Source organism: Nonomuraea terrae (assembly GCF_004348995.1).
GTDB lineage: Bacteria > Actinomycetota > Actinomycetes > Streptosporangiales > Streptosporangiaceae > Nonomuraea > Nonomuraea terrae.
In genome coordinates, this window is sequence record NZ_SMKQ01000016.1 from 37331 (window position 1) to 50967 (window position 13637).

Genomic DNA, 13637 nt, shown 5'->3' on the forward strand with positions numbered 1-13637 from the left:
GATGCGACGGAAAAGCGTGGACGAGCGCATGGCAGTCCCTTTCCGCCCGACCTGGCACGCTCCACGCGCGATGAAAAAATCACCTCAATCGAACAAACATGCGTGGAGGCACGATCAGGCTGCCGGATTGGAGTGGTCGGGGGTAACTGGGGTGTACGTGACGGACCACGTACTGCTGGGATCACCAGGTTTCATCCCGGACCACCTCCAATCGCTAAGAGACGCCGCAAAGCCGCCCAAACTTACCACGGGCGGGTGAACGGATCCGACGATACTCGTCGGGAGAGGTGCGCTCAGGTAGAACTCCACAAAGGTTGTCGCTTATTCCGGCATCCCGTGCTGTACGGGCGGCCTGGGCGGGTGGCGTGCGGCGGGCCTGCGAGAATGGAGCGCGTGCGCGTTCTAGTCATTGGTTCCGGAGGGCGTGAGCACGCCCTGTGCCGTTCACTCAAGCTCGATCCCCAGGTCAGCGAGCTCCACTGCGCCCCAGGCAATCCGGGCATCGAAGAGGTCGCCACCGTGCACCCCGTCGATCCCCTCGACCCCGGGCAGGTGGCCGCGCTGGCCGCCCGCTTGCACATCGACCTCGTCGTGGTGGGGCCGGAGGCGCCGCTCGTCGCGGGGGTGTCCGACGCGGTGCGCGAGGCGGGCATCGCCTGCTTCGGGCCGTCCAGCGGGGCCGCCATGATCGAGGGCTCCAAGGCGTTCGCCAAGGAGGTCATGCAGGCGGCCGACGTGCCGACCGCCCGGTCCATGACGTGCACCACCGAGGCGGAGGCCGCGGCGGCGCTCGACGAGTTCGGCGCCCCCTACGTCGTCAAGGACGACGGGCTGGCCGCCGGCAAGGGCGTGGTCGTCACCACCGACCGGGCCGAGGCGCTGGCGCACGCGCGGGCGTGCGACCGGGTGGTGATCGAGGAGTTCCTCGACGGGCCCGAGGTGTCGCTGTTCGCGCTCTGCGACGGCAGCACGGCAGTGCCGCTCCAGCTCGCTCAGGACTTCAAGCGCGCCCTCGACGGCGACGAGGGCCCCAACACCGGCGGCATGGGCGCCTACACGCCGTTGCCGTGGGCGCCCGAAGGCCTGACCGAGCAGGTCATGCGCGAGGTCGTGCACCCGACGATCGCCGAGCTGGGGCGGCGCGGGCTGCCGTACCAGGGGGTGCTCTACGTGGGGCTGGCGCTGACCGCGAAGGGGCCGAAGGTGGTTGAGTTCAACGCCCGCTTCGGCGATCCCGAGACGCAGGTGCTGCTCGACCGGCTGGAGACGCCGCTCGGTGGGCTGCTGATGGCCTGCGCGACCGGCGAGCTGGGCCTCGACCCGGTGTTCAAGCCGGGCTCGGCCGTGACCGTGGTGATCGCGTCGGAGGGCTATCCCGCCGCCCCGGTCAAGGGCGACGTGATCAGGGGGCCGCGGGCGGCGGACAACGCGTACGTCCTGCACGCCGGCACGAGGAGGAAGGACGGCGAGGTGGTCTCCGACGGTGGGCGGGTGCTCAGCGTGGTCGGCCACGGGCCCGACCAGGAGAGCGCGCGCCAGGCCGCCTACGATCTCGCCGCCCGCATCGAGTTGCGCGGCTCCCACCACAGGACGGACATCGCCCGATGAGACACGTGCACTCCGGCAAGGTGCGAGACCTCTACGAGACCGACGACGGCCTGCTGCTGATGGTCGCCTCCGACCGTCTGTCGGCCTTCGACTACGTGATGGAGCCCGACATCCCCGACAAGGGGGCGATCCTCACGCAGATGTCGTTGTGGTGGTTCGACCAGCTCAAGGACGTCGTGCCCAACCACGTCGTGGCCCCCGGCGACGACCTGCGCAGCGTGCTGTGCCGGCCGCTGCGGATGGTGCAGGTCGAGTGCGTGGCCCGGGGCTACCTCACGGGCGGCGGGCTCAACGAGTACCGCGAGACGGGCGCGGTCTCCGGCGTGCCGCTGCCGCCGGGGCTGGAGGACGGCTCCCGGCTGCCCGAGCCGATCTTCACGCCGTCGACCAAGGCGCCGATGGGCGAGCACGACGAGCCGATCGCGTACGAACGGGTCGTCGCGGAGGTCGGCGCGGAGACGGCCGAGGCGCTGCGGCAGATCACGCTGGCCGTCTACACGCGCGGGGCGGAGATCGCCGGTGAGCGGGGCATCATCGTGGCCGACACCAAGATCGAGCTGGGCTGGGACGCGGACGGCGTGCTGACGCTGGGTGACGAGGTTCTCACTCCCGACTCGTCGCGGTTCTGGCCGGCAGACGAATGGAGTCCGGGCCGCACCCAGCATTCCTTTGATAAGCAATTTGTGCGCGATTGGCTACTTTCGCCCGAATCTGGATGGGACAAATCCTCTGGAAACCCCCCACCTCGCCTTCCCGATGACGTGGTAGAGCGCACGCGGCAGCGATACCTGGAAGCGTATGAACGCATCACGGGGGCTCCCTTTAGCGGATGATTCGGCTGGGCCAGGTGGTGTGAGCGGCTACTGTTGGCCCGATCGAGCCTCACCGTTGATTTCCAAGGAGCCGCACGAAATGGTCCGTTACCGCGTGCGCGGTGGCAACGCACTGCGTGGAACCGCGTTCATCCAGGGCGCGAAGAACGCCGTGCTTCCCATGATCGGTGCGGCTCTGCTCGCCCCCAAGGGCCGCACCGTTCTGCGCAACGTGCCGATCATCGAAGATGTATGCCGCGCGATCGAGCTGGCCGAGGCCGTCGGCGCGTACGTCGAGCTGCACGAGTCAGAGCGCACGCTGGTCATCGACGCCTCCCGGGTGAGCAGCCCCGTGCTGCCCGCCGAGATCGCCCGCCGCTTCCGCGGCTCGGTGCTGTTCACCCCGGCGCTGCTGCACCGCCTCGGCGAGGCGATCGTCGAAGGCGTCGGCGGCTGCAACCTCGGCAGCCGCAACCTCGACTTCCACTACCTCGGCTACAAGCGCCTCGGCGCGATCGTCGACGAGGGTGAGACCGTCATCCACGTCAAGGCCTCCGGCCTGACCGGCGCCACCCTCTATCTCGACACCCCGTCCCACACCGGCACGGAAAACCTCATCATGGCCGCCGCCCTGGCCAAGGGCACCACCGTGATCGAGAACGCCGCGCTGGAGCCCGAGGTGCTCGACGTCATCGACATGCTCACCAAGATGGGCGCGCGCATCAGCGGCGGCGGCACCGGGTTCATCACCGTCGAGGGCGTCGACGAGCTGCACGCGGTCGAGCACACCGTCATGCCCGACCGGCTCGACGCGGGCGTCTTCGCGATGGCCGCGGCGATCACCGGCGGCGAGCTCAGCCTCGTCGGCACCGGCCTCGACCTCGGCGTCGTGCGCTACAAGCTGGAGCAGATGGGCGTCGAGTTCCAGAGCCAGGGCGCGGTGCTGCACGTCCGGTGCGAGGGCCCGCTGCGGCCGATCAACATCATCACCGACACCTACCCCGGCTTCGCCACCGACCTGCAGTCGCCGATGATGACCGTCGCGGCGCTCGCCGACGGCACCAGCTACATCCACGAGCGCATCTTCGACGGCAGGTTCGCCCTGGCCGGCGAGCTCAACAAGATGGGCGCCAACGTCGAGGTCGACGGCAGCCGGGCGATCGTCCGCGGCTGCACGCCGTTGACCGGCACCGAGGTGACCGCCCACGACCTTCGCTCGGGCATCGCTCTCGTGCTCGCCGCTCTGGCGGCCGAAGGCGAGACCGTGATCGACTCCGGATACCTCATCGACCGCGGCCACGCACATCTCGCAGCGCGAATGCGTGCACTCGGCGCGGACATTACACGAGAGATTTCCGAGCACTAAAAAAGGCGAGAAAAACCGCGTTGAGCTGCTAGGACATCTTCTCGGGCGGTCAACTAGAACGACTTTCCGGAAAAGTCAGGCGTGACATTACGGCCCCCGCGAGCGATCGTTCCAAAAGAGAGCACTGCAACGGACGGCAGGATGGGACGAACATTGGTCGAGAGGGCCGAAGAAACTCCCCGAGTGTCACGCCCGGGCGCCATGACACCGGACCTCACCATTGGCGTGGTGGGACCCCACGACCTGGTCGAGCGGGTGATGCTGATGGGTCATGCCGCGGCGCCGCTGCCGTGTCGCCTTGTTGCGGCCGCCTATCGCGATGAGCAGGAGGCCCCCGACAAGGTGACGCGGCTCGGTCCCGGCGTCGACGCGTGCCTGTTCGCCAGCCCGGTCCCCTACGACCTGGCCCGGCGATCAGGTGTGCTGACGATGCCCGCGACGTACGTGCAACTCGGCGGAGCAGCACTGGTGGCGGCGCTGGCCAAGGCCGCGATCGACACTCGCATCGACCCCCAGCGGGTCAGCATCGACGTGGTGAGCCGGGCGGACGTGGAGGAGGCGTACACCGATCTCGGTATCCCGGCTTCCGACGTGCACAGCCGCGACGAGCCGGGCGCCACCGGCACGATCGCGGCCTACCACGAACGGCTGGTGCGGCAGGGCGCCACGACAGGAGCCCTGACGTGCCTGCCCGCGGTGGCCGAACGCCTGCACGCATCCGGCGTGCCGGCGATCAGGATCAGGCCGACGTCGGCGGCGGTCCGTACGGCGCTGCACACCGCGGCGCTGCTCGGGGCGCACCACCGGCTGGAGGAGTCGCAGCTCACCGTGGTCCTCGTGGAGGTCCCGACGCTGCGCGAACCCGTACGCCGGGCCGCGCCGCGTTACTGGCGCGACGAGCTGCGGCTGTCGCTGCACCGGCTCCTGGTCCAGGAGGCCAACCGGATCAACGCGACGGTCTGGCCCATCGACGATCACAGCTACCTGGTCACGGCCACGCGGGGATCCATCGCGGCGGCCACCGACGGGTTCAGGGTGCTGCCGTTCGCGGGCCGGATCAGGGACGAACTCGGCCTCGCGGTCGAGGTCGGCGTCGGGATGGGTCGCACCACCCACGACGCCGAGTCGCACGCCCGCGCCGCGCTGGCCCGCACCCAGGCGGGCAAGCAGGCGCAGGGCTTCGCGGTCGACAGGGAGGGCCGGGCGCTCATCCCGGCGCCCCGCATGCCACCCACGGGCGCGACGGCGCTCAAGCCCAAGGGGGTCGAGGTGCTGGCCCGGCTGGCGGCCAAGCTGGAGGGCGGCGACACGGTCGTCGACGCCGAAGGCGCGGGCAAGATGCTGGGCGTCACGCCGCGTACGGCACGGCGGTTGCTGCGCACGCTGGTTGACGAGGGGCTCGCGTGGCCGCTACCGCCCAACCGCACGCCTCAGCCGGGGCGGCCCCGGCAGCTCTACCGGCTGATCGTGGAGAAGCTCGGTCCACGCTGACGAGCCGCCGCCCCGTTCCGGGTCCGCCGTCCTGTCTTCCCCCTTCCGAAGGACGGCGGGCCCTCGGGGAGCTATCGCACTGACTTTTGTCAACGTGTTGGTTGACGCGGGCGGAGAGGGGTATGTTCTCCGCTGCCCCCGATCGACGCGATTCGGACGGGGGCACCAAATCCGTTCCGGTGCCCGCTTCCCGGACACGTCTTCCGCGCCCCTGGAATGCCCCTGTGGCCGTGCTCGGCGGCCCGGTCGGGCACGGGTGAGGGTCCCTCTCGCCGAGGCTCGTACGCCGCGTATGCCGCCTCGTCATCTCAAGGTCTGAAATCGACCGGCGAACTGTCACCCCGCGGCGCTACTGTCACGAGTCATGACCGTTAACGCCCCTGACGCCAAGGTGACTCCTGCCGTCTGGGGAGCTCTCGCCATCGTCTACGTGGTCTGGGGCTCCACCTACCTCGCCATCGCGCTCGCCGTCGAGACGATCCCGCCGATGTTCTCCGGCGCCATGCGCTTCTTCACCGCGGCCGCGCTGCTCGGCGGGTTCCTCCTGGTGCGCTCCGGCCGGGAGGCGTTCCGGATGACGCGCCGGCAGTTCTTCGGGGCCGCGCTGGTCGGGCTGCTGCTGCTGACCTTGGGCAACGGCATGGTGGCCGTGGCCGAGCAGCACATCTCGACGGGCCTGGCCGCGCTGCTCGTCGCCTCCGTGCCGCTGTGGCTGGTGGTGTTCAGGTTCGCCGTACGCGACCGGCCGCAGCCGCTGACGCTGGCCGGCGTCCTCGTCGGCCTGGTGGGAGTCGCCGCACTGTCGCTGACCGGAGGTGAGGCGGGCAGCACGGTCGGCATCGTGATCATCCTGTTCGGCTCGCTGACGTGGGCCGTCGGCTCGTTCCTGTCGGCCCGCATCGCGATGCCGGCCAACGCCTTCGCGACGAGCGCCGTGGAGATGCTCGCCGGCGGCCTCGGCCTGCTGCTGCTCGGCTTCGTCACGGGCGAGCGGCTCGACCTGACGGCGATCAGCGGCCGCTCGTGGGCGGGCCTGGTCTACCTCATCCTGGTCGGCTCGCTGATCGGCTTCACGTCGTTCGCGTGGCTGCTCGGCCACGCCCCCATCTCGCTCGTCTCCACCTACGCCTACGTCAACCCGGCCGTCGCGGTAGCCCTCGGCGCGCTGGTGTTGTCGGAGCCCGTCACGATCCAGGTCGTCGCGGGCGGCCTGATCATCCTCGTCGGCGTAGCGCTGGTGATCTCCACCGAGCGGTCAAAGCGTGCCGAGCGCGTCGGCGAACGCGTCGACGGTGAAGGCGACGTCGGCCTCGGTGTGGGCGGCCGACATGAACCACAACCCGCGCGGCACCATGTTGACGCCCCTGTCGAGTAGCGCCGCGTGCAGCCGGGTCATCGCGGCCCGGTCGGTGGCCGCGAAGTCCCGGTAGTTCCGCACCGACGACGCCTCGGTGAGGTACGTCTGGAACACCGGGCCAGGGCCGTCCACCAGCATCGGGACGCCCGCCTTCGCGGCGGCGGAACGCAGGCCCTCCATGAGCTCGGCGCCGCGGGCGTACAGGGTGCCGTAGACCTCGTCGCGGCGTTCGTCGAGGACGCGCAGCGTGGCCTCGGCGGCGGCGATGCCCACGGGGTGGGAGTTGAACGTCCCGGCGTGCGCGACCTTGCCGGTCGAGATGTGGTCCATGACGTCGGCGCGTCCCACGAGCGCGGAGACCTGCATGCCTCCCGCCATCGCCTTGCCGAACACCGACAGGTCCGGCGTGACGCCCAGGTGCTCCTGCGCGCCGCCCGGGGCCAGCCGGAACCCGGTGATGATCTCGTCGAAGATCAGCAGCGTCCCGTGCTCGCGGCACAGGCGCTGGACCTCCTCCAGGTAGCCGGGGTCGGGCTCGATGGCGCCCGTGTTGCACAACACCGGCTCCATGATCACCGCGGCGAGCCGCCCGGCGTGCTGCTCCATGAGCCTGCTCAGCGCGGGCACGTCGTTCCAGGGGCAGACGACGAGGTCGTCGGAGTGACCGCGCTGTTGTCCCGCAGTGCCGGGGACGGTCGCCGGCGCGTCGGCCGGGCCGGCCGCGTCGAGCGCGGGATGCACGCTGAACAGCACCGGGTCGAGCCAGCCGTGGTAGTGGCCCTCGAACTTGAGTACCGCCTCGCGCCCGGTGCACCCCCTGGCGAGCCGGAGCGCGGCGTGCACGGCCTCGGAGCCGACGGTGTTGAACCGGACCCGCCCGGCCGACGGCACCAGCGCGCACAGGCGCTCGGCGACCCGCACCTCGGCGGCGTGCTGGGCGGAGTAGGCCATCCCGCGCGCGGCCTGCGCGGCCACCGCCTCCACGACCTCGGGCGGGCAGTGCCCCAGCACCGAGGGGCCCTGGCCGAGGACGTAGTCGACGTATTCGTTGCCGTCGACGTCCCACAGGCGCGAGCCCTTCGCGTGGTCGACGAAGAGCGGCACTCCGTCGACCCGGCGGGCGTCGCTGGAGACGCCCCCGGCGAGGTAGCGCCGCGCGTCCGCGTACATTTTGCTGCTGGCGTCCAAGGTCCGCGTCATGGCGCCCATCCAAGCGGCGCGCGCGGCCCGCCCACAAGCGACCGGCGAGCAAGTGCGCAAGGACGGGGTCGGCATCGCAAGGAAGAGGCCTTGTGGCCGTACACCCGCCGCTGGTGGGCTTTGAGGCATGTTTCTCGGGCGTGTACGGCGGACGGCCGCCGATCCGGTGGAAGTGGTGGCCTGGCGGCCGGGCGGCGAACTGCTGCCCCTGATCGGTCTGGAGGGCGGCGACGACCCGGTGGCGATGCTCGGCCACTACGGGCTGGAGCGGCTGACCGAGGAGGCGGACCGGCGGTGGGCGGTGGCGGGTGAGCTGCTCCTGGAGGCCGAGGTGCTGTTCGAGCCGCCGGTGGCCACCTGCACGAAGGTCTGCTGCCTGGCGCTCAACTACGTGGCGCACGCCGAGGAGAGCGGCCTGGAGGTGCCGCCGGACCCGGTGCTGTTCTTCAAGCCGCCGTCCGCGCTGACCGGACACAACCGGCCGGTGATCGCGCCGGCCCGCACCCGCCACCTGGAGCACGAGGTGGAGCTGGCCGTGGTGATCGGCTCGGTCACCCGCGACCTGCCGGAGGAGCGCTGGCGCGAGGCCGTCGCCGGCTACACCGTGCTCAACGACATGACGGCCAGGGACCTGCAGCTCACGAACATCGCCCGCAACCAGCCGTGGGACCAGTCGAAGGGATTCGACACGTTCGCTCCGGCGGGGCCGTACCTGGCCACGGTGGACGAGGTGCCGGACCCGCACGACGTCGAGCTGACGCTGGAGGTGGACGGCGAGGTACGCCAGCGGGCGAACACCAAGCAGATGGTGTTCGGCGTGCCCAGGCTGATCGCGGACCTGTCGGACGGCATGACGCTGCTGCCCGGCGACCTCATCGCGACCGGCACCATCGCCGGGATCGCGCCGCTGAAGCACGGTGACGTCATGCGCGCGACCGTGGCCGGAGTCGGCACACTCGTCAACGAAGTGGTATTTCGGTCTGCCTAAACCAGCGTTACTCTTGGCCGTATGGAGTACGCGGTTGGTGTGCTCGTCGACATCGACGACTACATGGCGCTGTCCAGGGCCCGCGGATCCCAGTGGGCGCGCACGCAGCTGGAGCGGGCCGACCGCGCGATCCGCGAGGTCACCGGCTGCGTCGCGCTGCCGCCCGAGGAGTGGCTGGTCGTCCTGACCGGGCCCGACCCCCGCCGCCTCATGGACCGCGCGAGCACCCTCGCCGAGGACGTACGCGCCCGGATCGGGCGGGCCGGGGAGCTGACGGCCACGGTCAGCCTCGGACGCCCCGGGCTCCTGGCCGAGGCGGAGCGGGACGCGCGCCGTACCAACGCCTACAAGCTCGTGCTGGGCGGCGACCGGGTGATCACGGCGCCGGAGGGGGACCGCCCGGAGGGCGGGCCGCCGGTGCGGATCGAGCCGGAGCTGGCGCGCGCCGTGCACGCCGGCGACCGCCGGGCGGCGGCGGCCCTGCTGGCCGGCTGGGTCGACCGCTGCAGCCAGGAGCGCGACCTCGACCCGGCGACGCTGCACCGGTGGCTGGTCGGGGAGCTGCTGTTCGTGGTGGACCTGGTCAACCGGCGCAGGCTGGCGAGCGGCTGCACCGACTGGGTGGACGCCTGCGCCCGGCTGCCGATCTCGGAGCTGGTGGCGGTGAACTCCATCCACGAACGCTCATATTTACGGATCTGGGTGGAAGAGATCCTGACGCGGCTCATCCCCGCGGCCGCCCGCGACATCCTGACCATGGCCGAGAGCTACATGGCCGCCCACTACGCCGACCCTGGCCTGCGGCTGACCACCGTGGCCCAGGCCGTCTCGGCGAGCCCGTTCCACATCGCCCACCTGTTCGCCGCGGAACGCCGGACGACGTTCCTGCGCCAGCTCACCGGGCTGCGCATGCGGCACGCCCGGTCGCTGCTGACGTCGTCGGCGCTGCCGGTGGAGGCGGTGGCCACGCGCTCCGGCTACCAGAGCGCGAAGGCCTTCCGCGGGGTGTTCAAGCGGCACGTGGGCTGCTCACCCACCGAATACCGCAGAGCCCACCGGGCTCAGACCAGCGAGCGGATCACCAGGGTCTGATCGCGGCCCGGGCCCACGCCGATGGCGGAGATCGGCGCCCCGCTCATCTCCTCCAGCGCCCGCACGTACGCCTGCGCGTTGCGCGGCAGGTCCTCGAACGACTTGGCGCCGGTGATGTCGTCCTGCCAGCCGGGCAGCTCCTCGTAGATCGGCTTGGCGTGGTGGAAGTCGGTCTGCGTCATGGGGATCTCGTCGTGCCGCACCCCGTCGACCTCGTACGCCACGCACACCGGGATGCTCTCCAGCCCCGACAGCACGTCGAGCTTGGTGAGGAAGTAGTCGGTGACGCCGTTGATGCGGGTCGCGTACCGGGCGATCACCGCGTCGAACCAGCCGCAGCGGCGGTTGCGGCCCGTCGTGACGCCGTACTCGCCGCCGGTCTGGCGCAGCCATTCGCCCATCTCGTCGGTCAGCTCCGTCGGGAACGGCCCCGACCCGACGCGGGTGGTGTACGCCTTGAGGATGCCGATGATCTTCGTCAGCCGGTTCGGCGGGATGCCGGCCCCGGCGCACGCCCCGCCCGCCGTGGGCGAGGACGACGTGACGAACGGGTACGTGCCGTGGTCGATGTCGAGCAGCGTGCCCTGGCCGCCTTCCAACAGCACGAACTTGCCCTCGTCCAGCGCCTTCGACAGCACCAGCGAGGTGTCGGCGATGTGCGGCTTGAGCCGCTCGGCGTAGGCGAGGTACTCCTCCAGCACCGCGGCGGGCTCGATGCCGCGCCGGTTGTAGACCTTGGTCAGCACCTGGTTCTTCTCGGTCAGCGCGACCTCGATCTTCTTGGCCAGGATGCCCGGGTCGAGCAGGTCCTGCACCCGCACGCCCATCCGGGCGATCTTGTCGCCGTACGCCGGCCCGATGCCGCGCCCGGTCGTGCCGATCCTGGCCTTGCCCAGGTAACGCTCGGTCACCTTGTCGAGCGCCTTGTGGTGGGGCATGATCAGGTGCGCGTTGGAGGAGATCAGCAGCCGCTCGGCGGAGATGCCGCGGGCGGCCAGCCCGTCGATCTCGCTGAGCAGCACGCCAGGGTCGATCACCACTCCGTTGCCGATGACCGGTACCACCTCCGGCGACAGGATCCCCGTGGGGAGCAGGTGCAGCGCGTATTTCTGGTCACCGATGACCACGGTGTGACCCGCGTTGTTGCCCCCCTGATAGCGGACGACGTAGTCGACGTCGCCACCGAGCAGGTCGGTGGCCTTGCCCTTGCCCTCATCGCCCCACTGGGCACCCACGAGAACGGCAGCCGGCATGGTTCAGTCTCCCGAGCACAAAACGAAAACCCCTGACGCAAGTGCGACAGGGGCTCTTGCGTTGAGAGACTACCCGAACGTGGTCATTCAGGGCTAACCCTTGGTCAGCGCGTCGTAACCCGTTTCCGTGCTGTCCTTCAGGAACTGCAGACAGCGCTCGGCCTCGTCCTTCTCGCCGATGGCCTGCGCCGCGCGCGACAGGGCGTACAGGCAGCGCAGGAACCCGCGGTTGGGCGCGTGCTCCCACGGGATCGGGCCGTGGCCCTTCCAACCGCTACGGCGGAGCTGGTCGAGGCCGCGGTGGTAGCCGGTGCGGGCGAAGGCGTAGGAGGTCACGGCGTGGCCCTGGGCGAAGTACTCCTCCGCGAGCGCGGCCCAGGCCGCGGGGTAGGCGGGGAACCGGGCGGCCACGTCGGCGGCCTTGACTCCGGAGTCCAGCAACTCCCTGGCCTCAGGCAGCTCCGGCAGATGCGTCGGGGGCGGCCCGGCGAGAAGGTTTTCCATAGCACCAGTCATACCCGCCAGGCCGCCGAAGTGGCTATGAGATCTTCGTCCCAGCGCTCTTCAGGCTCTGGCACGCCTCGACGACGCGGGCGGCCATCCCGGCCTCCGCGGCCTTGCCGTACGAACGCGGGTCGTAGGTCTTCTTGTTGCCGACGTCGCCGTCGACCTTGAGCACGCCGTCGTAGTTCCTGAACATGTGGTCGGCGATCGGCCGGGTGAAGGCGTACTGGGTGTCGGTGTCGACGTTCATCTTGACGACGCCGTACGAGATGGCCTCGTGGATCTCCTCAAGCAGCGAGCCGGAGCCGCCGTGGAAGACCAGGTCGAAGGGCTTGTCCTTGCCGTACTTCGCGCCGACGGCCTCCTGGATGTCCTTCAGCACGCTCGGGCGCAGCTTGACGTGGCCCGGCTTGTACACGCCGTGCACGTTGCCGAACGTGGCGGCCAGCATGTAGCGGCCGTGCTCGCCCAGGCCCACGGCCTCGGCGGTGTCGATCGCGTCGCCGACCGTCGTGTAGAGCTTCTCGTTCATCTCGCCGACGACGCCGTCCTCCTCGCCGCCGACGACGCCGATCTCCATCTCCATGATGATGCGGGCCCGCGCGCACTTCTCCAGGAGTTCCCTGGCGATCTGCAGGTTCTCGTCCAGCGGGACGGCCGAGCCGTCCCACATGTGGGACTGGAACAGCGGGTCCAGGCCCTTGGAGACGCGTTCGAGCGAGATGTCGATCAGCGGCCGCATGTAGCCGTCGAGCTTGTCCTTCGGGCAGTGGTCGGTGTGCAGCGCCACGGTGACCGGATATTTCGCGGCGACCACGCGCGCGTACTCGGCGAGCGCCGTCGCGCCGGTGACCATGTCCTTGACCGTGGTGCCCGAGAGGAACTCCGCGCCGCCGGTGGAGATCTGCACGATGCCGTCGCTCTCGGCCTCCGCGAAGCCGCGCAGGGCGGCGTTCAGCGTCTGGGAGGACGTCACGTTGATCGCCGGGTAGGCGAATCCGCCGGCCTTGGCCCGGTCGAGCATCTCGGCGTAGACCTCTGGAGTCGCAATAGGCATGATCATCTCCCTGAGAAGTTACGGCTTGGGGCCAGGCCCAGTATTCCGAGTGTCTACCCCATGTGGTAGAGCCGACGCGCGCCGGGGCGGTCCCGGGCCTGCTCGCGGCCACGGGATAGTCTCTCGGCCGTGGACTGGCTGGTGAATCTCCTGGATCCGACCTGGTGGCTGACCCTTCTGGGGGCGTTCGCCACCGTCGGCGTTCTCGCGATCATCTTCGCCGAGACGGGGCTGCTGCTCGGGTTCTTCCTGCCGGGTGACTCGCTGCTCGTGGCCGCGGGGATCTTCAGCTCGTCGTCCGTCGCCCAGGGCATGGGCATCACGCCGCTGTCACTGCCCGTGCTGCTCATCGGCACGCCGCTGTGCGCGGTCGCCGGCGCGCAGCTGGGCCACTTCCTCGGCGCGCGCTTCGGCCGCAGGTTGTTCGACAAGCGCGACTCGCGGCTGTTCAAGCGGGAGCACGTGCTGCGGGCCGAGGAGTTCTTCGAGAGGTTCGGGCCGGCCAAGGCGGTGATCCTGGCCAGGTTCGTACCGATCGTCCGTACGTTCATGAACCCCGTCGCCGGCGTGCTGGAGATGAGGGCCAAGCGCTTCCTGCTCTGGAACGTCGTCGGCGGCGTCGTCTGGGTCGAGAGCCTGATCCTGGTCGGCAACCTCCTCGGTCACCAGGTCGACCCCAAGCAGATCGACACGTACATCCTGCCGGGCGTCTTCCTGATCGTCCTCGTCTCGCTGATCCCGATCTTCGTCGAGCTGGTCAAGAAGCGCCGGGCGGCGGTGTCGGCGCGGGTCCCGACCGGGACCGACACTCCGCTCTGACCCCCCGGGTCGATCTTCACCCGCTACGCTGCCCCCTGTGGGACGCCACAAGTCAGAACCGATGGGTCTTGCCCGATTAGCCCTCGCCGT

General features: G+C 70.1%; 12 protein-coding genes. 8 read left to right on the forward strand and 4 right to left on the reverse strand.

The annotated features are described in order from the left end of the window. The first annotated feature begins 393 nt into the window (after positions 1-393). From purD to E1286_RS08700, 5 genes are all read left to right on the forward strand, one after another. On the forward strand, positions 394-1608 hold the full coding sequence (gene purD / locus E1286_RS08680) for a phosphoribosylamine--glycine ligase (protein ID WP_132610506.1): 1215 nt from the start codon (positions 394-396) through the stop codon (positions 1606-1608). Continuing rightward, positions 1605-2441, forward strand: coding sequence for a phosphoribosylaminoimidazolesuccinocarboxamide synthase (locus E1286_RS08685; RefSeq protein WP_132610508.1), 837 nt, complete (start codon positions 1605-1607; stop codon positions 2439-2441). Before purD ends, E1286_RS08685 begins: the two co-directional genes overlap by 4 nt. A 79-nt stretch (positions 2442-2520) precedes the next feature. Further along, complete coding sequence (gene murA / locus E1286_RS08690; protein ID WP_132610510.1) at positions 2521-3786, forward strand: UDP-N-acetylglucosamine 1-carboxyvinyltransferase; 1266 nt, start codon at positions 2521-2523, stop codon at positions 3784-3786. 201 nt (positions 3787-3987) lie between these two features. Further along, the gene (locus tag E1286_RS08695) at positions 3988-5277 is read left to right on the forward strand and encodes a GTP cyclohydrolase IIa (RefSeq protein ID WP_132610512.1); all 1290 of its coding nucleotides are present in this window, start codon (positions 3988-3990) and stop codon (positions 5275-5277) included. Between the two features lie 364 nt (positions 5278-5641). Continuing rightward, on the forward strand, positions 5642-6652 hold the full coding sequence (locus E1286_RS08700) for an EamA family transporter (protein WP_132610514.1): 1011 nt from the start codon (positions 5642-5644) through the stop codon (positions 6650-6652). On the opposite strand, the gene E1286_RS08705 is transcribed toward E1286_RS08700, so the two are convergent. Next, positions 6533-7834, reverse strand: a complete 1302-nt coding sequence (locus E1286_RS08705; protein ID WP_165969646.1) for an aspartate aminotransferase family protein — start codon at positions 7832-7834, stop codon at positions 6533-6535. The two genes, E1286_RS08700 and E1286_RS08705, sit on opposite strands and share 120 nt — an antisense overlap. Before the next feature lie 127 nt (positions 7835-7961). On the opposite strand from E1286_RS08705, the gene E1286_RS08710 reads away from it, so the two are divergent. Together E1286_RS08710 and E1286_RS08715 are read left to right on the forward strand one after the other, a co-directional pair. Further along, on the forward strand, positions 7962-8822 hold the full coding sequence (locus E1286_RS08710; protein WP_246074601.1) for a fumarylacetoacetate hydrolase family protein: 861 nt from the start codon (positions 7962-7964) through the stop codon (positions 8820-8822). Positions 8823-8843: 21 nt separating this feature from the next. Continuing rightward, positions 8844-9914: a helix-turn-helix domain-containing protein gene (locus E1286_RS08715; protein ID WP_132610517.1), complete on the forward strand. Its 1071-nt coding sequence runs from the start codon at positions 8844-8846 to the stop codon at positions 9912-9914. Here the strand turns inward: E1286_RS08715 and E1286_RS08720 are convergent. From E1286_RS08720 to fbaA, 3 genes are all read right to left on the reverse strand, one after another. Next, complete coding sequence (locus tag E1286_RS08720; RefSeq protein ID WP_132610519.1) at positions 9884-11167, reverse strand: adenylosuccinate synthase; 1284 nt, start codon at positions 11165-11167, stop codon at positions 9884-9886. The two genes, E1286_RS08715 and E1286_RS08720, sit on opposite strands and share 31 nt — an antisense overlap. 93 nt (positions 11168-11260) lie before the next feature. Next, on the reverse strand, positions 11261-11671 hold the full coding sequence (locus E1286_RS08725) for a DUF3151 domain-containing protein (RefSeq protein WP_223189723.1): 411 nt from the start codon (positions 11669-11671) through the stop codon (positions 11261-11263). A gap of 34 nt (positions 11672-11705) precedes the next feature. Continuing rightward, entirely contained in the window at positions 11706-12728 is a 1023-nt protein-coding gene (gene fbaA, locus E1286_RS08730) for a class II fructose-bisphosphate aldolase (RefSeq protein ID WP_132610523.1), read from the reverse strand. A gap of 129 nt (positions 12729-12857) precedes the next feature. Between fbaA and E1286_RS08735 the strand changes: the two genes are divergently transcribed. Then, positions 12858-13547: a DedA family protein gene (locus E1286_RS08735; RefSeq protein WP_246074602.1), complete on the forward strand. Its 690-nt coding sequence runs from the start codon at positions 12858-12860 to the stop codon at positions 13545-13547. Positions 13548-13637 lie beyond the last annotated feature (90 nt).